This is a genomic window from Streptomyces sp. NRRL S-646 (assembly GCF_000720765.1).
Classification (GTDB): domain Bacteria; phylum Actinomycetota; class Actinomycetes; order Streptomycetales; family Streptomycetaceae; genus Streptomyces.
This window is the reverse complement of the sequence record NZ_JODC01000007.1, coordinates 121,687-146,630: the sequence shown is the minus strand read 5'-3', so window position 1 is coordinate 146,630 and position 24,944 is coordinate 121,687. Positions and strand designations below refer to the sequence as shown.

Sequence of the window (24,944 nt, the reverse complement as noted above, 5' to 3'; positions counted from 1 at the left end):
TTTGAGGGGCAGGGCGGCTGATTGACGTCTTGTCATGGCCTGTTCGGGGCGCTTACTTTTGGCCCTTCTGGCATATGTCGAGGGGGATCTTCATGGCCGTACGCGGCCGGCACCGCCGGTATCAGCCGAACAGGATCAACCGCGCCTCACTCACCGTCACGGTCGGCGGCGCCGGCATGGCGATCCCGCTGATCGGCACCGGCACCGCCCACGCGGCCGACGTGTCCACCTGGAACAAGGTCGCCGCCTGCGAGTCGACGAGCAACTGGAGCATCAACACCGGAAACGGCTTCTACGGCGGGCTGCAGTTCACCCAGTCCACCTGGGAGTCTTACGGCGGTGCGAAGTACGCGCGGCGCGCAGATCTGGCCACCAAGGACCAGCAGATCGCCGTTGCGGAGAAGGTCCTTCAGGGGCAGGGGCCGCGCGCCTGGCCGGTGTGTTCGCAGCAGGCGGGGCTGACGCGGGACGGCGCCACCCCGGACATCCACCTGGCCTCCGCCGCCAAGAAGACCCCCGTGAAGGCCTCCGTCGAGGACGTGAAGCCGCACTCCACGCCCCAGTCCCGGGCCGCTACGGCCGAGATGTACACCGTGGTCCGCGGTGACTCCCTCTCCCGGATCGCCGAGACCGAGCACGTCCGGGGCGGCTGGCAGCGGCTGTACTCCGCGAACCGGAAGACCATCGGAGCCGACCCCGACCTGATCCTTCCCGGGCAGCGGCTGAACCTGCGGGCGAAGGCCCCCGCCACGCACCACGCCGGCTCCAGGCCCTCGACGGAGAAGGCCTCTTCGGCCACCGAGGAGAAGGCCACGACCGGCCACTCCCTCGTCGCCCCGGTGAGCGGCCCGATCGGCACTCCGTACCACGTGGCCGGCTCCTCCTGGTCGAAGGGCTACCACACCGGCGTCGACTTCCCCGTGCCCACCGGCACGACCGTGAAGGCGGTCGCCGCGGGCCGGGTCGTCTCCGCCGGCTGGGGCGGCTCCTACGGCTACCAGGTGGTGATCCGGCACGCCGACGGCCGCTACAGCCAGTACGGCCATCTCTCGGCGATCTCCGTGAAGGCCGGGCAGGGCGTGGGCGGCGGGCAGCGCATCGGCCGCTCCGGGGCGACGGGCAACGCAACGGGCCCGCATCTGCACTTCGAGGTGCGGACGGGGCCCGATTTCGGTTCCGACATCGACCCTCTCGCGTATCTCAGGGCCGGTGGCGTCAGGATTTGACGCGTACCCGGTGCCGGTCGCCGTCCGGCGACGGGATGTACGAGCCGCCGTAGAAGGGGCCGTAGAAGCGGTAGCGGGCCGGGTCCGGAGGCAGCTCGTCGTCCTCGTCGTAGGCCACCGCCAGGACGGTGGGGCCGACCTGGGCGGGGATGAGGATCTCCTCGCGGAGCGGGGCCACCGGCTGCTCGGGGATCGTGGCGAGCAGTTCCTCGACGGATTCCCCGATGGATTCCGTGACGGGGATCGGCTCGGTGGCGGGCGCGGCCGGCTGCGGCGCGGTCTCGGCGGTGGTGCGGGCGAGGCGCTCCGTCGTCAGCAGGATCAGGCCGCCGGCCGCGACGACGCCGCAGCTCAGGGCGAGCGCGGTGCCTGTGCTGCCGTAGCGGAAGGTTTCGCCGAACATCGTGATGCCGACCGCGGCCGCCACCACCGGGTTCACGACGGTCAGGGTGGCCAGCGGGGCCGCGAGTCCGGCGCCCCGGTAGGAGGCCTGGGAGAGCAGCATGCCGGCCGTGGCGAAGACGCCGATCACGGCCAGGGAGGGGATGTCGGCCGCGGAGACCCCGGCGGTCCAGTCGACCGCGACGGTCTTCGTGAACACCGAGGACATGCCGAAGGCGATGCCGGACGCGGTGGCGAGCAGCATGCTGCGCACCGCCGGGTGCCGGTGGGCGGCCCGGCCCGCGATCATCAGGGCCACGACGACGCTGCCGGAGACCACGGCGACGGCGATCCGCTGCGCCGTGTCCAGGGACTGCGCGTCGGAGGTGCCGACCAGGGCCAGCAGACCGGCCAGGCCCACGGTCGCCATGATCGCGCCCCGCCAGGCGGTGGCGCCCGCCTTGCGGCCCACGAACAGCGCCGCCATGGGCAGCGCGAACACGATGGTCAGTGCGCCCAGCGGCTGCACCAGGCTCAGCGGGCCGTAGGCCAGCGCCACCACATGCAGCAGTCCGCCGAGGCCGTTGAGCGCCACCGCGGCCCACCAGGTCGGCCGGCGCAGCGGCGCGTACTCCTGAACGGGCGAGGACACCGCCACGTACTCCTGCACGATCGCCCCGCCGGCGTAGGCGACGGCGGAGACGAGCGAGAGGAGAACGGACAACGCGAGGGCACTCATGAGTTGCTCCTCTGCGTGTGGCGGGGGCGCTGAGCCCTGCGCGACGAACGGTCGGCCTTCATAGCGAACACGATGCCTTGTCGATCTGTTCCCGTCGTCGTCCCAGAGCAGGCAATGGGTCCTACTGCCGATGGAGTATGAATCGGGCGCCGTCCTCCCCAGGGTGGGCGACACGGGGTGGACACCCCTCGGTGGGAACCCCTAGGGACCTTGGTACTACTGCTCTTCGTGGACCTCGATCAGGATCTCGCCGCCCTCGGACCCCTCGGCGGCTTTTTCGTACTGCGGACGGGCGGAGCGTCACGCACGCCACTGCCGACGCTCGCCCACGCGTACGAGAACCGGTCTTCCGATGTATACGGAAATGCTATTACTTTCCGGGTCGAAAAGGTGGCGCATGTTCTCCGCGCCCCCGAGTTGCGGATCGCGGCCTCCGTGGCCCAGCAGGGGCTGGCGGCACGGCTGTGGTCGGTGGCGCTCGGCTGTGCCGCACTGTACGGCCGCGTGCCCGACCTGGATGCCGGGCTGCTGCACTGGGACCCCGACGCCTCCGCCCCCGACGACCTGTGGCTGACGGAGGTCCGCCCGCTGCCCGCGGACTTCGCGACCCTGGTGGACGTCGTCCTGCACGGCCACCTCGCCCCACTGGTGACGGCGCTGCGGGCGCACCACCGGATCGCCCCCGGTCTGCTGTGGGGCAACGCGGCCTCCGCGCTGGCCGGAGCCGCCCGGCAACTGGACGACTGGGCGCGTCTGCACGGCCGTACCGAGGCCGCCGCCCGCACCCGCGCCCTCGCCGCGGAACTCCTCGCGCACCCCCTCCTGTCGGACACCGGCACCCTCACCGGCACCGCCTTCCGGCGCCGCAGCTGCTGCCTCTACTACCGGGTGCCCGGCGGGGGTGTATGCGGTGACTGTTGCTTCACACGAGCCCCGCGCCCTTCCGCGCGCGGCGCATCTGGGTGACCATGAAGGAACCGGTCGCCAAGACATGGGGGTTGCGGGTGCGAGTCGGACTGCTGACCCGGGAATACCCCCCGGACGTGTACGGCGGCGCGGGTGTCCATGTCGAGTTCCTCGCCCGGGAGTTGAACTCCCTGGTCGACCTGGAGGTGCACTGCTGGGGCGAGGGCCGCGGAGTGGGCGTGGTGCGCCACCGCTCCTGGGCCGCCCTGGACACTGCCAACGACGCGCTGCGTACCTTCTCCGTGGACCTCGCGATGGCCGCCGGCCTCGAAGGCCGCGAACTGGTGCATTCCCACACCTGGTACGCCAACCTCGCCGGCCACTTCGGCAAGCTGCTGTATGGCATACCGCATGTGATGACCGCGCACTCGCTGGAGCCGCTGCGCCCCTGGAAGGCCGAGCAACTCGGCGGCGGATACGCCCTCTCGAGCTGGGCCGAGCGCACCGCGATCGAGAGCGCCGACGCCGTGATCGCCGTGTCGGGGGCCATGCGCGAGGACATCCTCACCTGCTACCCGACGCTCGATGCGGCCAAGGTGCAGGTCGTGCACAACGGCATCGACACCGCGCTCTACCGGCCCGACCACGGCACCGATGTCCTCGACCGCATCGGCCTGGACACCGGCCGTCCCTACATCCTGTTCGTCGGCCGCATCACCCGCCAGAAGGGCGTGCCCCATCTGCTGCGTGCGGTGCGGGACATCGACCCGGGCGTGCAGGTCGTGCTGTGCGCCGGGGCGCCCGACACCCCGGAGATCGACCGGGAGTTCCGCGACCTCTACCAGGAGCTCAGCCGCGTCCGCGAGCATGTGCACTGGGTCCCGCAGATGCTGCCGCGCCCCGAGGTGATCCAACTCCTCACCCACGCTGCCGCGTTCGTCTGCCCGTCGGTGTACGAACCCCTCGGTATCGTCAACCTCGAGGCGATGGCCTGCGGGACACCGGTCGTGGCCTCCCGGGTCGGCGGCATCCCCGAGGTGGTGGACGACGGCAAGACCGGCCTGCTCGTCGATGTGGACGACGACTTCGAGGCGGGCCTCGCGCGGGCGCTGGACCAGGTGACCGGCGACCCGGAGGCGGCCCGGCGGATGGGCGAGGCGGGGCGCGAGCGAGCGGTGGGGGAGTTCGGCTGGGATGCCGTCGCCCGCCGTACGGTCCGGCTTTACGAGGAGATCCTCAAGCAGGACTAGAACGAAGGGGACTTCCTCGAACAGGCTTACTCCGCCCTGGGCAGGGGCAGGGATGGATCAACCACGGTGAGGGGAGCGGCCATGCGTCGTGGCGGACCTTCGGTGCTCGGGATCGTACTGGCGGGCGGAGAAGGCAAACGCCTCATGCCCCTGACTGCGGACCGCGCGAAACCAGCGGTCACCTTCGGCGGTACATACCGCCTCGTCGACTTCGTCCTGTCCAATCTCGTCAACGGCGACATCCTGCGCATCTGCGTGCTGACGCAGTACAAGTCGCACTCGCTGGACCGGCACATCACCACCACCTGGCGGATGTCGAGCCTGCTCGGCAACTACGTCACCCCGGTCCCCGCCCAGCAGCGGCTCGGCCCGCGCTGGTACCTGGGCAGCGCCGACGCGCTGCTGCAGTCGCTGAACCTCGTGCATGACGAAAGCCCCGAGTACGTGGTGGTCTTCGGCGCCGACCACGTCTACCGCATGGACCCGCGGCAGATGCTCGCCCAGCACATCGAGAGCGGCGCGGGCGTCACGGTCGCGGGCATCCGGGTCCCGCGTGCCGAGTCCTCGCAGTTCGGTGTGATCACCCCGGGCTCGGACGGCCTGACGGTCGAGCGCTTCCTGGAGAAGCCCGTCGACCCGCCCGGCCTGGCGGACGACCCGGAGACGATCTTCGCCTCCATGGGCAACTACATCTTCACCACCAAGGCCCTGATCGAGGCGCTGCAGCGGGACGCCGACGACGAGAACTCCGTGCACGACATGGGCGGCTCGATCCTGCCCCAGCTCACCGACCGCGGCGAGGCCCAGCTGTACGACTTCAGCGCCAACCACGTGCCCGGCGAGACCAACCGCGACCGCGGCTACTGGCGCGACGTCGGCACCCTGGACGCGTACTACGACGCCCACATGGACCTGATCGCCGAGCGCCCCGCCTTCAACCTGTACAACCGCCAGTGGCCCATCTACACGCACTCCTACCAGCTCTCCCCGGCCCGTTTCAATGCGGGCGGCATGGCCAGCGAGTCCATCATCAGCGCCGGCTGTCTCATCCGGGGCCAGGTCACCCGCTCGATCCTGTCGCCCGGAGTCAGGGTCGACCCGGGGGCGGTGGTCCAGGGCTCGGTGCTGCACGACAACGTCCACATCGGGCGGGGCGCGGTCGTGCGCGGGGCGGTGCTGGACAAGAACGTCGAGGTGCCGCCGGGCGCGACGATCGGCGTCAACCCGGAGCGGGACGCGGAGCTGTACACCGTCTCCAAGGGCGGAGTGATCGCGCTGGGGAAGGGGCAGGTGGTGCCGTAGCCGGCGGGCCGGTCAGCCGGAGGTCTCCTGCATCGCCCGGAAGTTCTTCATGATGGCCTCGCTGGTGGGCCGCACCTCCTCGGTCGGGCTGAACTGCAGGGCCTCGGTGCCCGGCGCGGTGCGCACGGGGACATGTCCGGGCGGTGCGTAGTACGCGTCGCCCGCCTCATAGACCTCGTCGCGGTCCGCGTAGTGGAAGATCAGCTGCCCCTTGAAGACATAGCCCCAGTGCGGGCACTGGCACCGGTCGTCGGGCAGTCCCTTGAGCAGCGGCGTGTGATCGACGTTCTCACGGAAGGTGATGAAGTCCACCGTGTAGTCGTCCAACTCCTCGGACCGGTCGAGAACGATTCCGAAGTCGCCGCCCTGGGAGGCCGTCTCCCTGGATACCTTCGACATGATCGTCGCCTTCTCTCTGCCGAGGTGGCTTCTCTGCCCATCCTCCGCGCCCGCCCAGCGAACGGCATCCGGTAGGACTTGTCATGTCCCTGGACGTGCACTGGAATCCGTGTTGTCATGCCAACTGCTGTCCATGACAACGTTGTTATGGGAGGTTCCGTGCACTTCCGCCGCCTCGGAGACAGACTTGCCTTACTGCTCGCCGTGCTGCTCGGCGCCCCCGGCCTCGCCGCCGCCCCCACCGCGACTGCGGCGGCCGTCGACCCCGTGGAGATCCACGGCCTGAAGGGTGAGTACTACACCCAGTCCGCCCCCGGCGCCTTCGACTTCGACCGGCTCGAGGCCACCGGATTCGACCCGAACCTCGACTTCGGCAACCTCGAGCCGCGCCTCGCCTTCACCACCGGCCAGTCGGACGACGTCAGCGTCCGCTGGACCGGGAAGATCGTCCCGGAGAGGACCGGCCCCCACACCTTCTCGATCATCGGCGACAACGGCTTCCGGCTGTGGATCGACGGGAAGATCGTCATAGACCACTGGGTGGACGACTGGGACCGCGAACAGACCGGTGAACCCGTGGAGTTGACCGCCGGCAGGGCCTACGACATCAAGGTCGAGTACTTCGAGCACTACGGCGGCTCCAACCTCCACCTGTGCTGGACCGAGCCCGGCGGCAGCAAGGAGGCCGTCCCGCAGTCCGCGTTCCGCCTCCCCGACGGATGGGCCTACGACGGCGCCACCGCCGCGACGGTCACCGGCGCCGGCCGCACCCTCAAGCTCGACTTCCCCCAGCGCCTCGCCGCGCCCCCGGCCGGCCTGGCCGACCACCTCGAAGCGGTGATCGGTGGGGCAAAGTGGCCCCTGGCAGCTGCCCAGCCGGATCCCGCCGACCCGAGGGCGCTGCTCGTCGCCCTGAAGGAACCCGTCGTCGGCAACAAGACCGGCACCGCACGCGGCACCGCCGACGTCCGCTACGACGGAAACGGCGGTCTCATCACGGCTGACGGCAACGTTGTCAAAGCGTTCTGGAGCAGCGGTCCCAACCACTCCACGTACGAGCTGCGCACGCAATGGACCGACCAGGTGGGCCCGGACAACGCCCTTCCCGAGTACCCGCGCCCGCAGCTGACCCGCCCCGCCTGGCGCAACCTCAACGGCCGCTGGCAGTTCGCCGCCGCCACGGCCGGGGAGCGGCCGCCCGTCGGCAGGACACTCGCCGAGCGCATCCTCGTCCCGTACCCCGTGGAGTCCCAGCTCTCCGGCCTGGAGCGGCACGAGGACCGCATGTGGTACCGCCGCACCTTCACCGTCCCCGCCGACTGGAACATCGGCTCCGGCAAGCGGCTGCGGCTCAACTTCGGCGCGGTCGACTGGCGCTCCGAGGTGTACGTCAATGGCATCAAGGTGGCCCAACACCAGGGCGGATACGACAAGTTCGGCGTCGACATCACCGACGCCCTGAAGCCCGGCCGCACCCAGGAACTGATCGTCGGCGTGTACGACCCCACCGACGCGGCCACCGGCGAGAACCCGCCGCTCGGCAAGCAGCGCCTGGACCCCGGCGGCATCTGGTACACGCCCACCTCGGGCATCTGGCAGACGGTGTGGATGGAGCCGGTGGCGAGCGATCATGTCGACTCCCTCAAGCTGACCCCCGACGTCGCCAAGAGCCAACTCACCGTCGAAGCAAAGGGAGTTCGCGACGGTGTCCCGATCACGGCGACCGCGTACGACGGACGGCGAAAGGTCGCCACGGCCCGCGGCCGCACCGGCGCCCCGCTCACCCTGACCATCCACGAACCGCGCCTGTGGTCGCCGGACGACCCGTTCCTCTACGACCTGAAGGTCACTGTGGGCGCCGACCGCGTCGGCAGCTACTTCGGCATGCGCTCGATCGCCGTCGAGAAGGTGAACGGCGTCCCGCGCACCCTCCTCAACGGCAAACCGGTCTTCATGATGGCCACCCTCGACCAGGGCTTCTGGCCCGACGGCCTGTACACCGCACCGACCGACGAGGCCCTCGCGTACGACCTGAAGGTCCACAAGCAGCTGGGCTTCAACGCCGTGCGCAAGCACATCAAGGTCGAGCCCGACCGCTGGTTCCACTGGGCCGACCGGCTGGGCCTCCTGGTGTGGCAGGACATGCCCGCGATGACAGCCGGAGTGGACCCGAGCGCCGAGGCCCGCGCGGAGTACGAGCGCGAGATGAAGCAGATGATCGACGAGCACATCAGCAGCCCGTCGATCGTCATGTGGGTCACCTTCAACGAGGGCTGGGGCCAGTACGACGAGGCCCGCATCGCCGACCAGGCGGAGGCCTGGGACCCGACCCGCCTGGTCAACTCCATGTCCGGGCTCAACCTCGGGGCCGACGGCGGCACCGGCGACGTCATGGACGAGCACGGCTACCCCAGCCCAGCGCTGCCGCCCCACCCCGACGGCCGACGCGCCCTGGTCAGCGGTGAGTACGGCGGCCTCGGCCTCGCGGTGCCGGGACACGCCTGGTCCGTGCAGCAGTCGTACGTCGACGTCGACCCGGCGGCCTACACCGACGACTACCTGGCCGAGCTCGCCGAAGTGCGCGCCCTGGCCTGCAAGGGGAGCAACGGTGCGGTCTACACCCAGATCTCGGACGTCGAGGGCGAGTTGAACGGCCTGCTGACGTACGACCGCAAGGTGCTCAAGCCGGACGTCCAGCGTGTGCGCACGTCCCAGCAGGCCCTGATCCGCGACGCTTCCCAGGCGACTCCCGAAGGCTGCCCGACCCCCTGAACCCCGGAGGACTTCCGACATGAGATGGACCCGGCACCTGCGCCTGTGCGCGGCAGGTGCGCTGGCAGCGTCCGCGCTGTTCGCCGCACCTGCCACTGCCCAAGCCACCGAGCCGAACGACGGTCGACTCACCGATCTCGTCAACCCGTTCATCGGAACCGAGAACGAGGGCAACACCTATCCCGGCGCCGCCGTGCCCTTCGGCATGGTGCAGCTCTCGCCGGACACCGGCCACAACACCGGCTACGACTACTCCCAGAACCACATCCGCGGCTTCTCCCTGGTCCATCTGTCGGGCGTGGGCTGCGGGCTCGGCGGGGATCTGCCCGTGCTGCCCACCACCGGCGACGTCACACAGACGGACTACGCCAAGTACGCAGCCGAGTTCAGCCACGACGAAGAGGAGGCGAGCCCCGGCTACTACAGGGTCGGCCTGAAGACCGGCATCGAGGCGGAGCTCTCCGCCACCGCGCGCACCGGCGTGCAGCGCTACACCTTCCCGGCCACCGACAAGGCCAACGTCCTGCTGAACGCGGCCCAGTCGCTGCACTCCACGGTCTCCACCAAGGTCGAGGTCCTCGACAGCCGCACCGTGCGCACCGCCATCACCGGCCGCGGCTTCTGTCAGGACACCAAGCCCTACACCGTCTACACGATCACTCGCTTCGACCGGCCCTTCACCGCCTACGGCACCTGGGACGGCTCCACGGTGACCTCGGGTTCGAAGAGCGGGCGCGACGGCGCGTACGTCCGCTTCGACGCGACCAAGGACCGCACGGTCGAGGCGACCACCGCGCTGTCCTATGTCGACACGCACGGCGCTGCGGTCAACCTCCGTGCGGAGGGCGGGCGTTCCTTCGATGCCGTACGTCACCAGGCGCAGCAGGCGTGGGAGGACCGCCTCGACGACGTGCGCGCCAAGGGCGGTGCCGACGGCCTGCGGCGGACCTTCTACTCGTCGCTGTACCGCTCGTTCCTGGCGCCGAACATCGGCAGCGACGCCGACGGTCGCTACACCGGCTGGGACCAGAAGATCCACCGCACCGACGGCTTCACCTACTACCAGAACTGGTCCCTGTGGGACACCTACCGCACCCAGTCCCAGCTGCTGTCCCTGCTCGCGCCCCGCGAGGCTCGCGACATGGCGATCTCGGTGATCAAGATCTCCGAGGAGAGCGGCTGGCTGCCGAAGTGGGGCTACGGCACGGTCGAGACGAACATCATGACCGGCGACCCCGTCACCCCGTTCCTCACCAACGCCTACCAGCAGGGCCTGCTCACGGGCTACGAGGAGCGGGCCTACCGGGCACTGAAGCAGAACGCCGACGGGACGCCGCCCGCGGACTCGCCAGCGGTGGGCCGCGAGGCCGACAAGGAGTACATCGCGAACGGCTTCGCGCCGTACATCAAGGGCCGCCCGCATGTGAAGCCGGGCGACTCGGACTACGACCACGGCGCCTCGGCGACCCTGGAGTACGCCCTGTCGGACGCGATGCTCGCCCAGATGGCCCGCCACCTCGGGCATACGGCGGACGCCGACGGTTATGCCGCCCGCGCGCAGAGCTACCGCCGCCTCTTCGACCCCTCGACCGGCTTCTTCCGCGCCCGCGACGCCTCCGGTGCCTTCACCGGGCCGGCCGACCCGGCGCAGAGCGAGGGCTTCCACGAGGGCACGTCCTGGCAGTACCAGTGGCTGGTGCCGCAGGACCTGCCGGGCATGGTCTCCCTGATCGGCGGCGAGCGGGCCGCGAACGACCGGCTCGACTCCTTCTTCGCCTACGACCGGCTGCTGGCCGACCCGGCGAAGACGGCCCGTGAGGTGTGGGTCAACGGCCCGTACGACTACTACAACGCCGACAAGTACAACCCGCAGAACGAGCCCGACCTCATCGCCCCGTACACCTATCTGTCGACCGGCGAGCCGTGGAAGACGACCGACGTGGTGCACGCGGCGCTGACCCTGTTCACGGACGCGCCGACCGGCATGACCGGCAACGACGACCTCGGCACGATGTCCGCCTGGAACGTGCTGTCGTCGATCGGGATCTTCCCGGTGCAGCCCGGCTACGACACCTGGGGGCTGTCCACGCCGGTCTTCGACCGCGTCGACCTGACACTGGACCGCCGCTACTTCCCGCAGGGCGCCCTGACGATCACCGCGCGGGGTACCTCGACCGCCGAGCGATACATCCAGTCGGCCCGGACGGACGGGGTGGCCTATGACCGGACATACCTGACGACCGGTTCGCTGCGCTCCCTGCGCTCGCTCGACTTCACGGTCGGCCCGCGCCCGTCTGAGTGGGGAACATCGGCCCAGGCGGCGCCACCTGCACTGAAGTGACCTCAGGTGTCTCTTGAGTCCCGCCTCTCACGGAGAGGCGGGACTTAATCTGCTGTTAACTGTGCGTAGCTTGATCGTACTTGACCGTAATCGCCAAGGGGGGGTTGACTGCTGGCTCACCCTTCGTCGACGCGAGGCAAGCCATTGACTTCTGACCTGCTCGCTCCTCTCGACCTGGCGTTCTGGAACATCGAGTCCGCCGAACACCCCATGCACCTCGGCGCGCTGGGGATCTTCTCGGCGCACTCGCCCACCGCGGGCGCCCACGCCGCCGACCTGCTCGCCGCGCGGGCCGCGGCCGTACCCGGACTGCGGATGCGCATCCGGGACATATGGCAGCCGTCCGCGCTGCGGCCGCTGACCTTCGGCAGCGCCACCCGTGAGCCCGACCCCGGCTTCGATCCGCTCCACCATGTGCGGCTGCACACCCCGACCGCGGATTTCCACGCCGAGGCCGGCCGGCTCATGGAGCGGTCGCTGGAGCGTGGCCGGCCGCCGTGGGAGGCGCATGTGCTGCCGGGGGAGGACGGCGCGTCCTTCGCCGTGCTGTTCAAGTTCCACCACGCCCTGGCCGACGGCCTGCGCGCGCTGACTCTTGCCGCCGCCATCCTGGACCCGATGGACATGCCGGCGCGCAAGCCCCGCCCCGAGGAGCCCAGGCCCGGCCTGCTGCCCGACGTGCGCAAGCTGCCCGGCCTGGTCAGGGGCACCCTGTCCGACGTGGGGCGCGCCCTCGACATCGGCGCCTCGCTGGCTGTGTCCAGCCTGGGGGTGCGCTCCTCGACGGCGTTCACCGCCGAGGCCAGCGGAACCCGCCGCACCGCCGGCGTGGTCCTCGACCTCGACGACGTGCACCGCGTGCGCAAGGCCCAGGGCGGCACGGTCAACGACGTGCTGATCGCCCTCGTCGCGGGCGCCCTGCGCCGCTGGCTCGACGAGCGCGGCGACGGCAGCGACGGCGTGCGGCCACGCGCCCTGATCCCCGTCTCCAAGCGCCGCCCGCGCAGCGCCAGCCCACAGGGCAACCGGCTCTCCGGCTACGTGATACGGCTTCCCGTCGACGACCCCGACCCGCTCGGCCGCCTCGACACGGTCCGCTCGGCCATGGACCGCAACAAGGACGCCGGCCCCAACCGGGGTGCGGGCGCCGTCGCCCTGCTCGCCGACCATGTGCCGGCGCTCGGCCACCGGCTGGGCGGACCGCTGGTCAGCCAGGCCGCCCGGCTGTGGTTCGACATCCTGGTCACCAGCGTGCCGCTGCCCAGCCTCGGCCTGAAGCTCGGCGGCAACCCGGTCACGCAGGTTTTCCCGTTCGCGCCGCTGGCCCGCGGCCAGTCCCTGGCGGTGGCCGTCTCGACCTACCGCGGACACGTCCACTACGGCCTCGTCGCCGACGCCAAGGCCGTACCCGACCTGGACCGGCTGGCCGCCGCCCTCACCGAGGAGGTCGAGACGCTCATCACCGCCTGCGGCTCCTGACCTCCGTATGGGCTCTCTCGCCCGGATTTTGGAGGACCGGCCCGGCGCTCCGTACAATTCCCCGTTCGAAAGCGGACGCGGTCGGAGCGCCGCGCGGGTGATCAGGGAAACGGCAGCGCGATGACGGTGACAGACGAAGGCTCGGCGATCACGGACGAGGTCGTGTACGAGCCCGGTGACGAGGTCGTGTACGGCCCCGGCATCGATCCGGAGCGGCTCGCCGTCTGCCTCAGCGTGCTGGAGGAGCTCGACAAGCTGGAGGTCGACCACCCCGACGCGATCGCCGTGCGCCGGGCCACCGCGGGCATCTACCGCACGGTCAAGCAGCGCCGCCGCCAGGAGCGCCGGGCCGCCAAGACCGCCCACGACAAGGCGGTCACGGAGGCCACGGCGACCGGCTCCGCCCAGCGCATCGACGACGAGACCGAGGGCATCCTGCCGTCGTCGGCGACGGAGCAGGGCAAGATCGCCGGGATACTCCAGCGCCCCCGCTCCTGCTACACCTGCAAGACCCGGTACGTGGAAGTCGACTACTTCTACCACCAGCTCTGTCCCGACTGCGCCGGCCTGAACCGCGGCAAGCGCGACGCCCGCGCCGACCTCACCGGCAAGCGCGCCCTGCTCACCGGCGGCCGCGCCAAGATCGGCATGTACATCGCGCTGAGGCTGCTGCGCGACGGCGCGCACACCACCATCACCACGCGCTTCCCCAAGGACGCCATCCGCCGCTTCAAGGCCATGGACGACTCCGCGGACTGGATGCACCGCCTGGAGGTCGTCGGCATCGACCTGCGCGACCCGGCCCAGGCCGTGGCCCTCGCCGACCAGGTCGCCGAGGCGGGCCCGCTCGACATCCTCGTCAACAACGCGACGCAGACCGTGCGCCGCCTGCCCTCCGCCTACGCCGCCCTGGTCGACGGAGAGAGCGCCCCGCTGCCCGCCGGAGAGCTGCCCGCCCACCACGTCATCGGCGCCTTCAACTCCGGCGCGGTCGACGGCCTGGCCGCCCTGCCCCTCGGCACCAGCGGCCTCGACGCACAACAGGTCGCCGACCTCGCGCTGGTCGCGGGCAACGCCAGCGTCGCCCGGCACCTCGACGGGACCGCCATCGACGCGGGCGGCCTGGTCCCCGACGTCGTCGACAGCAACACCTGGGTGCAGACCATCGAGCAGATCTCCCCGGTCGAGCTCCTCGAGACCCAGCTGTGCAACTACACGGCGCCGTTCATCCTGATCAGCAAGCTCCGCCCGGTCATGGCGGACGCCGCCAGGAAGGCGACCAGCGGACGCGCGTACGTCGTGAACGTCTCCGCGATGGAAGGCGTCTTCGGCCGCGGCTACAAGGGCGCGGGCCACCCCAACACCAACGCCGCCAAGGCCGCCATGAACATGGTCACCCGGACCAGCGGCCAGGAGATGTTCCAGACCGACGGCATCCTGATGACCTCGGTCGACACCGGCTGGATCACCGACGAGCGCCCCCACTACGACAAGCTGCGCCTGGCCGAAGAGGGCTTCCACGCCCCGCTCGACCTGGTCGACGGGGCCGCACGGGTCTACGATCCGATTGTGCGCGGCGAGCAGGGCGAGGACCTGTACGGCGTCTTCCTGAAGGACTACGCGCCCGGCAAGTGGTGAACCACCCGCCGTGACGTGTGGCCCGGGGCCCGTAGGGAACCCGGACCCTGGTGATTACCGCGCCAGGGAGTGACCATGAGCAGTCCACACAGCATTGATCCGCGAGCGCAGAACGACCCGCGCAACCGCTATCCGACCGACGAACAGTTCTACGGCAGCGACCGCCCCGACCACGCCGTACTGCCGGAGGACCGGCCACGCGGCGGCGGGGGCACGAGTCCGGTGAAGCACCGCGGCACGTGGGCCACGGTCGCGCTCGTCGCCGGCATCATCCTGCTGATCCTCCTGGGGATCGCACTGTTCCCGTGAGGGAGCCACAGCCACCGTCACGAGCGAGGTGGTGCGTATGAGCGAAGGCGGTCGTGGACGGCGTACTCCCGCGCGGAGTACGCCGTCCTCACGCGTGTACCCCCGTCCACCAGCAGATCCGCGCCGGTGATCCACTGCGCCGCGTCCGAGGCCAGCCACACCACGGCCCGCGCGACGTCCTCCGGCTCACCGATCCGCCCCAGCGGCAGCCCGGCGGCCAGCTCCTGCTCGCCCGGCTCCCACACGAACCGCGCCATCTCGGTGCGCACCAGCCCGGGGGAGACCGAGTTGACCCGCACCTTGGGTGCCAGCTCCCCGGCCAGCTGCTGCGTCAGATGCAGCAGGGCCGCCTTGCTCGTGCCGTAGGCGCCCACGTTCGGCCCGACATGTGCGGCACCCTCCGTGCAGACGTTGACGACCGAGCCGCCGTGCTCGCGCATCCAGGCCCGCCACGCCCACTGCACCAGCCGCAGGGGCGCCTCGACGTTCACGGTGAACGCCTCCCGCCAGGCATCGGGACCGGCCTCCATGAGCGGTCCGTACGGCTGGTTCGTCGCCGCGTTGTTGACCACGACGTCGATCCGGCCGAACGCGCTCAGGGCCCGCTCCGTGACCTCCCGCAGATGATCCGGATCCGCGACGCTGCCGCTCACCCCGATGCCGCCCAGCTCGTCGGCCGTGGAGCGCACCTCGTCCACGTCCCGCGCGGTCACACACACCAGCGCCCCCGCCGCGGCCAGCTGCCCGGCGACGGCACGTCCGATCCCGCGGGTCGCCCCGGTGACGACGGCAGCCCTGCCCTCGAGCCCGTACCCGTCGGCTGCGTGCCCCTTGAGTGCGTACGACGACGTCATCACCGTACGGTCTCATGACGGATCGTCAGTCGACAGCCCCGAGACGGGAGTTGCGTGCGGCGACCAGCTCCAGCACCGTGCGCCAGTCCTCCAGCACCCCCGCGTCGAAGCCGGCGCTTCTGCCCTCCTCGTCCGCCTGGCGCAGGCGCAGCAGATCATCGTCGGCGGGCAGCTCGCCGCGATGGTGCTCGCGCACCAGCCGGGCGACCCGCTCGCCGAGCAGGCCCCGCACCGCGTCGGCCGCGCAGTCCGGGTGGGCGCTCTCGTCGCCCGGCCGCAGCAGCGGGCCGATGGCGTGGACCAGGCCCGCGACCTGGAGCTCCTTGTCGGCGGGGCGGCGGCGCCGCAGCAGTGCGGCGGTCTGCAGCGCGTGCTGGTGCAGATCGACCCGGCGACTTCGCAGGCCCGGGGCATCCCACGAGCCCCGGCAGGCGTACAGCAGATCCATCAGCTCCTCGACACTGCGCAGCTCCATGCGCCAGTCCTTCCGCCGGACAAGCCGTTGCCTTCCCGTCAGCAGATCATGGCCGCCTTGCGATTCGGCCAACGGGACTTGAACTGCGTGGCCAGTTCACCGCGCTCCGTGACCTCACGTCGCCGGTGAGGCATCCGCGTCCTAGGGAAGCCGCTGCCCCGTCACGGCCGAGAAGCAGTGCACGCCGTCCGCGCGGACCGCCACCCGAAGAGTGGCCCCCGCGCCGTACGTGGGGCGTCCCGGGAGCCGGACGACGATGCGGGCGAGCCCCTCGCCGGACCACGCCGTCGCATGGAGGTGGACCACGGCGCCGGTGTCCTCCACCCTCTCCACCACGAGGTCCAGTCCCGGCGTCTCCCGGTCCTCCGGCGAGAGGAACTCGAAGCTCTCGGGCCGGACGCCGAGCACGATCTCGCCGACGCCCCCGGCTGCGGCCGCGCGCAACGTGCCACGGGGCAGCGGCACGTCGAGGGCGCCGAACCGGGCCCCGGCCGAGGACAGCGGCAGCCGGAAGAGGTTCATCGCGGGCGAGCCGATGAAACCGGCCACGAACGTGCCGGCCGGGTGCGCGTAGATCTCCTTCGGCGTGCCCACCTGCTGCAGCACACCGTCCTTGAGCACGGCGAGGCGATCGCCCACGGCCATCGCCTCGGCCTGGTCGTGAGTGACGTACACCGTGGTGATGCCCAGATGGTGCTGCAGCCGGACGATCTGCATGCGGGTCTGCGCCCGCAGCCGGGCGTCGAGATTGGACAACGGCTCGTCCATCAGATAGACCCGCGGGTCCCGCACGAGCACCCGCCCCGTCGCGACACGCTGCTGCTCGCCGCCCGCCAGCGACCTGGGCCGACGGCCCAGGAACTGGTCGAGGTCGAGGACGGAAGCGGCGTACTCGACACGCTGCCGGGCGCACACCCGGGACATGCGCGCGATCCTCAGAGCGAAGCCGATGTTGTCGGCAGCCGACAAATGCGGGTACAGGGCGTAGTCCTGGAACACCATCGCGATGTCGCGGTCCCTGGGCGGAAGATGGGTCACGTCCCGGACGCCGATGAGGATCGATCCCGAGTCGACGTCCTCAAGCCCGGCGAGCATGCGCAGGCAGGTCGACTTTCCACAACCGGAAGGACCGAGCAGGACCATGAACTCACCGTCCCCGATCTCGAGGTCGAGCGAGTCCACGGCAGGCCGCTCCATCGACGGGAAGCACCGGGTGGCCTGGTCGAAGGTGACAGACGCCATGACATCCCCCTCCCGGACAGGGCTTCGCACCCAGCATGGAACGGGTGTTGCCCCTTCGGCAGGCCTGTAGACCGAACGAGTGACAGGAGAGGGGTCTGAAACAGGACGACTTATGACAGTAACCCCAAGTTTTCAGCCCCATAGAGCGGATGGCCGCTCATTTGGTTAATCTGTAGGGGACGGACAGTTCCACCGGGTCCAACCCACACCCACGTCCGTCCCGGGGCAAGCCGGCAGACAACGGCCTGTTCTCACACGAGTTACCGGCGCCACCGCGTCCGAACTGCTTTCGACTCACACCCGAGCGGGCGTCAGGCGCCGGACCGCAAAGTGACCGGCACGCCCCGAGGGTGACCCGACACATAAGGAGTGCGCGGTGACACCGGAGAAGACGAATCGCGAACAGCGCCCCAAGGAACGCACGGAGCGCCCCGGCCGACGGTCGGACGAACTCGGCAGCCTGGAAGTCTGGGCCCACGCGGCCCCCATCCGCCTGGCAGGCTACGAGGACGACCTCGCCGAGCCCCACATCCTGCCCAGCGTGGACTGAACCCCGGCAGGACCTTCGCGATCGCCGGCTGCATGGGCGTGCGACACTCACGCCCATGCAGATCAGAGAAGCCGCGGCCGAGGACTGGCCGCGGATCTGGCCTTTCTGGCACCGGATCGTCGCCGCAGGCGAGACCTACACCTGGGACCCGGACACCTCCGAGGAGGCGGCCCGGGCCCTGTGGATGAACCCGGCCAAGCATGTCTACGTCGTCGAGGACGAGGACGGCTCCGTCGTCGGCTCGGCATACGTCACGCCCAACTACGGCGGCCCCGCGGCCGACATCGCCAACGCCGGCTTCATGGTCGACCCCGACCGGGCGGGCCGCGGCATCGGCCGCGCCCTCGCCGAACACGTCCTGGCCGCCGCCAGGTCCGACGGCTACCGGGCGATGGTCTTCAACGCCGTCGTCGAGACGAACCCGGCCGTGCAGCTGTGGACGTCCCTGGGCTTCGAGATCCTGGGCACGGTGCCGGAGGCGTACGAGCATCCGCGCTACGGGCGGGTGGGGCTGCATGTGATGTACCGGGCGCTGTAGGGCCCCGCTAGTCCTTGCGCCCCGTCACGGCCACGGTCACCCCGAGGCCGATCATGGTGAGGCCGCCGACCCCGCCGACCATGGACAGCCGGCGCGGGGAGCGCGCGAACCAGCCGCGGGCGGTGGAGGCGATCAGGCCCCACACGCTGTCGGAAGCCAGCGCGATCACGTTGAAGACCAGCCCGAGCAGCAGCATCTGCACCGTGACGTGTCCGCTGTCACGGTCCACGAACTGCGGCAGTACGGCCGCGAAGAACACGATGGTCTTCGGGTTCGTGACACCGACCGCGAACCCCTCCCAGAAGGTGCGCAGTCCGCTGTGCGCGGGCACCTCGCCGCCCGCGAACGCAGCCCGCAGCGACCCGCGTTCACGCCATGCCTTCACGCCGAGGTACACCAGGTAGACCGCGCCGGCCAGCTTGAGCACGGTGAAGACGAGCACCGAGCGTTCCACGACGGAGCCGATGCCGAACGCCACCGCCACCACCAGCAGATAGGCGCCGAGCGTATTGCCCACGACGGTGGTCAGCGCGGCCCGGCGCCCCTGCGCGAGCGCCCGGCCGATCACGAACAGCACACTGGGCCCGGGTATCACGATCAGCAGGAAGGACAGCGCCGCGAAGGCGAGCAGACGGTCGGTGGACATCATGCGATCCATGCAAGCACGGGCAGGGGCCGCTCTTCAGCTCCATTTTCCCGGCGTCCACCGCCCCGGATCCACGCCTTTGCAGACCTCCTGGTCCAGCGGTGCCGTCCGCTGCCACGGATGCAGCTTCTCCAGTTGCTGTGCCACCTCCAGGAGCATCGCCTCCGAGCCCGGGCGGCCCACCAGCTGGACGGCGCAGGGGGCTCCGGAGGGCAGGGTGCCGAAGGGGACGGACATGGCGGGCCAGCCGGTCAGGTTCCACGGCGGGGTCAGGGGCGAGTAGTTGGTGTTGGCGAGGACGTTGGCCAGCCAGCCCCGCTCGTGCCAGGCCACCGACCTGGGGGAGCGGCGGGCGAGTGCGGGGGTGAGCAGGACGTCGTACTCGGCGAAGAACGGCTCCATCCGGCGGCGCAGTCGGTCCCGGCTGTCACCGTTGCGGATGCTGCTCAGGAAGCGGCGGCCGATGGTGGCGTGTACCCGGGTGCGCCGGTTGAGCAGGCGCGGGTCCAGGCCCTGGGCGTCCACCGCAGTGCCCGCGGTCCAGTGGGCGAGGGACATGGTGCTCAGGGAAAGCGGGTAGGGCGGGTCGGCCCGGCGGACCTGGTGGCCGGCCTTGATCAGGACGCCGGCGGCGTCGCGGGCCGCGGTCGTGTACGGCCGGCTGATCGTGACGCCGGCCAGGGGGCTGCGCAGCGAGACGGCGATCTTGCGCATGGCGGGTTCGGACGGCGGCGCCGTCTCGGTGTCCGCCAGCACCGACAGCATCAGGCGCGCGTCCTCGACCGTCGTGGCGAGCGGACCGTTCTCGGACATGCCGAACCAGTCGCCGTCGCTGATGCCCGCCGGGACGACCCCGTGGCCCGGCTTGATGGTGACCAGACCGCAGTTGGCGGCCGGGATGCGCAGCGAGCCCATCCCGTCGTTGCCGAGGGCGATCGGCACCAGGCCGGCGGCGACCGCTGCCGCACTGCCGCCCGAGGAGCCGCCCGCCGTGCGGGTCGGGTCCCAGGGGTTGCGGGCGGTGCCGTGGACGCCCTCGGTGGTGCCGAAGACGCAGAGCTCAGGCACGTTCGTCAGGCCCACCACCACCGCACCTGCCGCCCGCAGCCGCGCCACCGTGACGTGATCGTCGGCGGCGGGCGTGTCCGGCGTCGCGGCGGAGCCCACGCGGTTGGACTCACCGCGTACCGCGAGATTGTCCTTGACCGCCACTGGCACCCCGGCCAGCGGCAGTCCGGCCAGATCGTCACGGGAGGCCAGCTCGTCGGCCTCCGCGAGCGCCGCCTCGGCCCGCACGACCCGGAACGCCCCGATCCGGCCGTCGAGCCGCTCGATCCGGTCGAGGTGCTCGGCCACCACCTCGCGGGGCGTGGCCCGCTTCTCACGTACGGCGGCGGCGATCTCGGCGGCGGTCCGGCCGACCCAGCTGGTCACGGGCGCTCCTCGGGGTGCGTGACGTGGAACTACTCATGAGTACGCAGAGCACTCTGCCCCGCCGTGGGCTCCGCGTCGAGAGCATTCGCTCTTGGACATTCGGGCGGCTCTTCTTGGACTTTTTGCGGGGCGGCCGTCGGGCATGGCGGCTTCACTCGCAGGTCATCCGATCAATGGGTCAACTCCTGTGCGATCACGCCCCATTGACAGGCTTATGGGTCCACCCAATCATCAGACATCGGATGAATCGGGAGCCGCTCATGAGTATGAGTCCCTGTCCAAGACGTCAGGTCCTGACGGCCGCCGCCGGAGTCGCCGCCGCGGCCGCCCTGCCCCTCACCACCGCACCCGAGGCACACGCCGCCACACCGGCCGACGACCCGGCCGGATCCTCCCCCTGGGTCCCCGTCCCCGACCCGGTCCCCGTCCCGCTCGACGGCCTCTACGACAACGACGGCATCGACACCGCCTCCGCCCCCGGCGGCGACTTCGACGGCTCCGGTTACACGTTCCCGGGCGAGGAGCTCCCCGCAGGTCGCGTCGAGGTCGACGGCATCCCCTTCCTCTTCCCGGCCGCGACGGCGGGCGCCAGGAACAACGTCGTCGCGCTCGGCCAGCGCATCGAACTGCCCAAGGGCCGCTATCTGTCGGCTGTCTTCCTCACCGCCGGCAGCTACGGCAACGCCTCCGGCAAGGCCACCGTCCACTACGCCGACGGCTCGACCAGCACCGCCGGCCTCGGCGGCGCCGACTGGTACGCGGCGGGCGGCGCCCTGTCCGCGCCCTACCGCTACAAGCCGGACGGCACCAAGGACGGGCACAGCGTCGGCATCGGCACCTCGCAGGTGTGGACGGACCCGCAGCGCGAGGCCGTCGCCGTCACCCTGCCGGTCACCAACCCGGCCGAGGCGAACAAGACATCCCTGCACGTCTTCGCGCTCTCCCTCCAACCCGTCGCCCAGGGGCGGGCGTTGGCCTTGCGCGACGCCCGCTCCACCTCCTCCCTGCTGCCCTCCACTGGCGCCCAGAGCGTCGAGGCCACCGTCGTCAACGCGGGCACCGTCGCCGTCCTGGCCGCCGACGGGGTGTCCGTACGCGTCGACGTCCCCGGCGCCCGCACCGTCGAACCCGCCCGCATCCGCCGCCTCGACCCCGGCGAACAGGCCCGCGTCCGCGTCGGCATCCGCAACCGCACGGGCACCGCCCCCGGAACGCAGCGGGACGGCTCGGTGACCGTCGCCGGACGGGACACTCAAGTCGCCGTACAAAACGGCCGGTTGACGCTCGGTACGGCCGACTACCAGCCCAGTGAGGCCTCCCTCTCCGGCCACCAGGCCCCGTACTGGTTCCAGGGCGCCAAGTTCGGCATCTTCATCCACTGGGGGGTCTACGCGGTGCCCGCCTGGGCGCCGGTCGGCAAGCAGTACGCCGAGTGGTACTGGGACCAGATGCAGGACCCGAACAACCCCACCCACGCCTACCACCGGGCCACCTACGGCGAGGCCTTCGCGTACGACGACTTCATCCCGCGCTTCACCGCCGAGAAGTACGACCCGCGCGCCTGGGTGGAACTGTTCCGGGACGCGGGCGCCCAGTACCACGTGCTCACCTCGAAGCATCATGAGGGCTTCGCCCTGTGGGACACCAAGGTCTCCGACCGCAACGCCGTGAAGATGGGCCCGAAACGGGACCTGGTCAAGGAGCTGTTCGAGGCGTCCCGGCGCTACGCCCCCGAACTCCACCGCGGCCTCTACTTCTCGATGCCCGAGTGGTTCAACCCGGACAACCCGTGGATGGGCCACGCCCCGCGCAATCCGTACACCCTCGAACCGGTCCCGTACACCGGATACACCGCGGGCAAGGACTACGTGAAGGACTACCAGGCCCCGCAGCTGCTCGAGCTGATCCACGGCTACGACCCGGAGCTCATCTGGTGCGACATCGGCGGCGTGAACGACAGCCTCCACGTCCTCGCCGAGTACTTCAACCACGCCAAGAACCGGGCCCGTCCGATCGACGTCACGGTCAACAACCGCTCGGGCATCGCCTTCCACGACTTCACGACACCCGAGTACACGACGTACGAGAACACGGTTGTCGCCAAGTGGGAGTCCAGCCGCGGCCTGGACCCCTTCAGCTACGGCTACAACGGCGCGACCCCCGACGACGCCTACATGACCGCCGAGGAGGTCGTGCACAGTCTCGTCGACATCGTCTCCAAGAACGGCAACTTCCTGCTCGACATCGGCCCGCGCGCCGACGGCACCATCCCGCAGATCATGCAGATGCGGCTGCGCGAGACGGGCGCCTGGCTCAAGGTCAACGGCGAGGCGATCTACGACACGACGTACTGGTCGCGGATGGCGCAGCTCGGCGACGACCTGCGCTTCACGGTCCGCCCCGACCAGGCCTTCTACATCCACTCCCTGACCCGCCCCGGCGCGAAGCTCACCGTCGAGGCGCCCGTGCCGGTCCGCGGCGGCGACAAGGTGACGATGCTCGGCCACGACCGGCCGCTGACCTGGACCGTCAGCAAGGGAGCACTGGTGATCGACGTACCCGAGACAGCCCGGAATGCGGGACAGCACGTGTGGGTGTTCAAGGTGGAGTGGCATGGGTGAGTTCAGAAGGAGACAGCTGCGGCTGCTCGGTGTCGCGGCGGCGCTGACGCTGTTCGTGGCGCCGACGTCGGCGGTCGCGCAGGACCAGGAGAAGACGCCGGTCACAGTCCCCGCGCTGTCCAACTGGACGGCCGAGAGCGGAAGTTACCAGTACGGCAAGAGCACGCGGCTGGTGGCCGGCAGCCCCGCCGAGCGCCGGGTCGCGGACACCCTCGCCGACGACCTGCGCGCGGCGGGCCACGGCACCGTCCCGGTCATCGGCGACGGCGCCCGCACCGGCGACATCGTGATCGACGTACGGCCCGCGACGACCTCACTCGGCGCCGAGGGCTACGAACTCCACGCCGGCCGGCGGCTGACGGTGACCGGCGCCACCGAGACCGGCGCCTTCCACGGCACCCGCACCGTCCTCCAGCTCCTCGCCCAGGGCGACCGCATCCCGGCCGGCCGGACGGTCGACGTACCGCGCTACAAGGAACGCGGCGTCGGCGTCTGCGCCTGCTACATCCACATCTCGCTGCCCTGGCTGGAGAACCTGGTCCGAGAGATGGCGTACCACAAGCTCAACCAGCTGCTCCTCGAACTGAAGGTGAAGAGCGACGCCCACCCCGAGGCCGACACCTGGGGCTACTACACCAAGGACGAGATCCGCAGCCTCGTCGCCCTCGGCGAGAAGTACCACGTCGAGATCATTCCGGAGATCAACTCCCCGGGGCACATGGACCCGTGGATCGAGAACCGCCCGGACCTGCAGCTGACCGACTCCGACGGCAACAAGCAGCCCGCCCGCCTCGACGTCACCCAGCAGGCCGCCTTCGACTACTACACGAGCCTGATGGACGAGTACGCGCAGGTCTTCACCGCCAAGTCCTGGCACATGGGCGCCGACGAGTACATGCTCGGCTCCGACTACTCCAAGTACCCGCAGATGCTGCGCTACGCCCAGGCCAAGTACGGAGCGAACGCCACCCCGCAGGACGCCTACGTCGACTTCATCAACCTCGTCCAGGCCTACGCCGCGAGCAAGGGCAGGCAACTGCGCATCTGGAACGACGGCCTCACCGGGGCCAACACCGTCCCGGTCGCGGCGGGCACGACGGTAGAGCACTGGCTGAACGTGACCACCAAACCCAGCCGACTCATCGCCCAGGGCTACCCGTTGATGAACGCCGCCTACTCGCTCTACCTCGTCCGGGGCGGCTTCCACAGCGACACCAAGGCGCTGTACGACCAGAGCTGGGACCCGCGCAGCTTCGAAGGCGAGAAGCTGACCTCCGACAAGGGCATCACCGGCGCGAAGATCAGCCTCTGGCCCGACAACGGCCGCGGCGAGACCGAGAACGAGGTCGCCGTCGAACTCCGGCCCACGCTACGGCACATCGCCCAGGCCACCTGGGGCGCCCCGCACCCCGACGCCACCTACGCCGAGTTCACGGCACGCGGCACCGCCGTGGGCCACGCGCCCGGCCGGCGGGACCTGACGCGGCTGCCGGTCGCGGACGGCACGTACACCTTCCGGACGGCGGGCACGTCCTTCGACGCCCAGGTCCGGCGCACGGCGGACGGTTATGCCACCGTGCGCACCGGGGACGGCTGCCTCGAAGTCCGCGGAGGCAAACTCACGCTCAACGTGCCGCTCCAGCCCGGAGAGCAGGCAACGGCCCAGACCTGCGATCCCGCGAACACCCTCCAGCGCTGGGAGCTGGAACCGGCCACGGGCGGCTACCGGCTCCTCAACGCCATCACGCGGATGGCGCTGAGCGTGACCGACGACGGGCACCTCGCGCAGTACCCGCCCGACCAGCACACACCCGCCGTCTGGCACCTGACCGCTCACTGAAC

The 24,944-nt window shown here is 70.5% G+C and carries 20 protein-coding genes; 13 read left to right on the top strand and 7 right to left on the bottom strand.

The features are described 5' to 3' along the window. The first annotated feature begins 92 nt into the window (after positions 1–92). Positions 93–1,226 carry a transglycosylase family protein gene (locus IH68_RS0116200; RefSeq protein ID WP_030935332.1) on the top strand — a complete coding sequence of 378 codons (1,134 nt, stop codon included), beginning with the start codon at positions 93–95 and terminating at the stop codon, positions 1,224–1,226. On the opposite strand, the gene IH68_RS0116195 is transcribed toward IH68_RS0116200, so the two are convergent. Next, positions 1,216–2,346 (bottom strand): DMT family transporter, encoded by a 1,131-nt coding sequence (locus IH68_RS0116195; protein ID WP_030935330.1) that lies wholly within the window; start codon positions 2,344–2,346, stop codon positions 1,216–1,218. The two genes, IH68_RS0116200 and IH68_RS0116195, sit on opposite strands and share 11 nt — an antisense overlap. A 210-nt stretch (positions 2,347–2,556) precedes the next feature. Between IH68_RS0116195 and IH68_RS0116190 the strand changes: the two genes are divergently transcribed. The 3 genes from IH68_RS0116190 to glgC all read left to right on the top strand — a co-directional run bounded on the left by IH68_RS0116190 (position 2,557) and on the right by glgC (position 5,804). Continuing rightward, positions 2,557–3,312, top strand: a complete 756-nt coding sequence (locus IH68_RS0116190) for a (2Fe-2S)-binding protein (RefSeq protein ID WP_030935328.1) — start codon at positions 2,557–2,559, stop codon at positions 3,310–3,312. Between the two features lie 38 nt (positions 3,313–3,350). Beyond that, entirely contained in the window at positions 3,351–4,502 is a 1,152-nt protein-coding gene (gene glgA, locus IH68_RS0116185) for a glycogen synthase (RefSeq protein ID WP_030935325.1), read from the top strand. An 81-nt stretch (positions 4,503–4,583) separates the two neighbouring features. Beyond that, the gene (glgC, locus tag IH68_RS0116180; protein ID WP_030935322.1) at positions 4,584–5,804 is read left to right on the top strand and encodes a glucose-1-phosphate adenylyltransferase; all 1,221 of its coding nucleotides are present in this window, start codon (positions 4,584–4,586) and stop codon (positions 5,802–5,804) included. Between the two features lie 12 nt (positions 5,805–5,816). On the opposite strand, the gene IH68_RS0116175 is transcribed toward glgC, so the two are convergent. Continuing rightward, positions 5,817–6,203 (bottom strand): hypothetical protein, encoded by a 387-nt coding sequence (locus tag IH68_RS0116175; protein WP_030935319.1) that lies wholly within the window; start codon positions 6,201–6,203, stop codon positions 5,817–5,819. Positions 6,204–6,350: 147 nt separating this feature from the next. On the opposite strand from IH68_RS0116175, the gene IH68_RS0116170 reads away from it, so the two are divergent. From IH68_RS0116170 to IH68_RS0116150, 5 genes are all read left to right on the top strand, one after another. Then, positions 6,351–8,975 (top strand): glycoside hydrolase family 2, encoded by a 2,625-nt coding sequence (locus IH68_RS0116170; protein ID WP_030935297.1) that lies wholly within the window; start codon positions 6,351–6,353, stop codon positions 8,973–8,975. 19 nt (positions 8,976–8,994) lie between these two features. Further along, a complete protein-coding gene (locus IH68_RS0116165; protein WP_030935294.1) occupies positions 8,995–11,316 on the top strand; it encodes a GH92 family glycosyl hydrolase in 2,322 nt (773 codons plus the stop codon). A gap of 144 nt (positions 11,317–11,460) precedes the next feature. Continuing rightward, positions 11,461–12,795, top strand: coding sequence for a wax ester/triacylglycerol synthase family O-acyltransferase (locus tag IH68_RS0116160; protein WP_030935292.1), 1,335 nt, complete (start codon positions 11,461–11,463; stop codon positions 12,793–12,795). Positions 12,796–12,915: 120 nt separating this feature from the next. After that, positions 12,916–14,433: an SDR family NAD(P)-dependent oxidoreductase gene (locus tag IH68_RS0116155; RefSeq protein ID WP_030935289.1), complete on the top strand. Its 1,518-nt coding sequence runs from the start codon at positions 12,916–12,918 to the stop codon at positions 14,431–14,433. A 75-nt stretch (positions 14,434–14,508) separates the two neighbouring features. After that, positions 14,509–14,742, top strand: coding sequence for a hypothetical protein (locus IH68_RS0116150; protein WP_030935286.1), 234 nt, complete (start codon positions 14,509–14,511; stop codon positions 14,740–14,742). Between the two features lie 17 nt (positions 14,743–14,759). Here IH68_RS0116150 and IH68_RS0116145 read toward each other — a convergent pair whose 3' ends face one another. The 3 genes from IH68_RS0116145 to IH68_RS0116135 form a co-directional block, all read right to left on the bottom strand. Beyond that, complete coding sequence (locus IH68_RS0116145) at positions 14,760–15,596, bottom strand: SDR family oxidoreductase (RefSeq protein WP_030935283.1); 837 nt, start codon at positions 15,594–15,596, stop codon at positions 14,760–14,762. A 25-nt stretch (positions 15,597–15,621) separates the two neighbouring features. Further along, complete coding sequence (locus tag IH68_RS0116140) at positions 15,622–16,071, bottom strand: HD domain-containing protein (protein ID WP_030935280.1); 450 nt, start codon at positions 16,069–16,071, stop codon at positions 15,622–15,624. Between the two features lie 141 nt (positions 16,072–16,212). After that, entirely contained in the window at positions 16,213–17,313 is a 1,101-nt protein-coding gene (locus tag IH68_RS0116135) for an ABC transporter ATP-binding protein (protein WP_030935277.1), read from the bottom strand. A 376-nt stretch (positions 17,314–17,689) separates the two neighbouring features. Between IH68_RS0116135 and IH68_RS57110 the strand changes: the two genes are divergently transcribed. Together IH68_RS57110 and IH68_RS0116125 are read left to right on the top strand one after the other, a co-directional pair. Further along, complete coding sequence (locus IH68_RS57110; protein ID WP_180292383.1) at positions 17,690–17,863, top strand: hypothetical protein; 174 nt, start codon at positions 17,690–17,692, stop codon at positions 17,861–17,863. 55 nt (positions 17,864–17,918) lie between these two features. Beyond that, on the top strand, positions 17,919–18,401 hold the full coding sequence (locus IH68_RS0116125) for a GNAT family N-acetyltransferase (RefSeq protein ID WP_030935274.1): 483 nt from the start codon (positions 17,919–17,921) through the stop codon (positions 18,399–18,401). A 7-nt stretch (positions 18,402–18,408) separates the two neighbouring features. Here the strand turns inward: IH68_RS0116125 and IH68_RS0116120 are convergent, their stop codons facing one another. Together IH68_RS0116120 and IH68_RS0116115 are read right to left on the bottom strand one after the other, a co-directional pair. Further along, positions 18,409–19,050 (bottom strand): LysE family translocator, encoded by a 642-nt coding sequence (locus IH68_RS0116120; RefSeq protein ID WP_037884869.1) that lies wholly within the window; start codon positions 19,048–19,050, stop codon positions 18,409–18,411. A gap of 33 nt (positions 19,051–19,083) precedes the next feature. After that, positions 19,084–20,481 (bottom strand): amidase, encoded by a 1,398-nt coding sequence (locus tag IH68_RS0116115; protein ID WP_051833469.1) that lies wholly within the window; start codon positions 20,479–20,481, stop codon positions 19,084–19,086. 266 nt (positions 20,482–20,747) lie between these two features. Here IH68_RS0116115 and IH68_RS0116110 point away from each other — a divergent pair, with 266 nt between their 5' ends. Then, a complete protein-coding gene (locus IH68_RS0116110) occupies positions 20,748–23,102 on the top strand; it encodes an alpha-L-fucosidase (protein ID WP_030935265.1) in 2,355 nt (784 codons plus the stop codon). Beyond that, the gene (locus IH68_RS0116105) at positions 23,095–24,942 is read left to right on the top strand and encodes a family 20 glycosylhydrolase (RefSeq protein ID WP_030935262.1); all 1,848 of its coding nucleotides are present in this window, start codon (positions 23,095–23,097) and stop codon (positions 24,940–24,942) included. Before IH68_RS0116110 ends, IH68_RS0116105 begins: the two co-directional genes overlap by 8 nt. Positions 24,943–24,944: the final 2 nt, after the last annotated feature.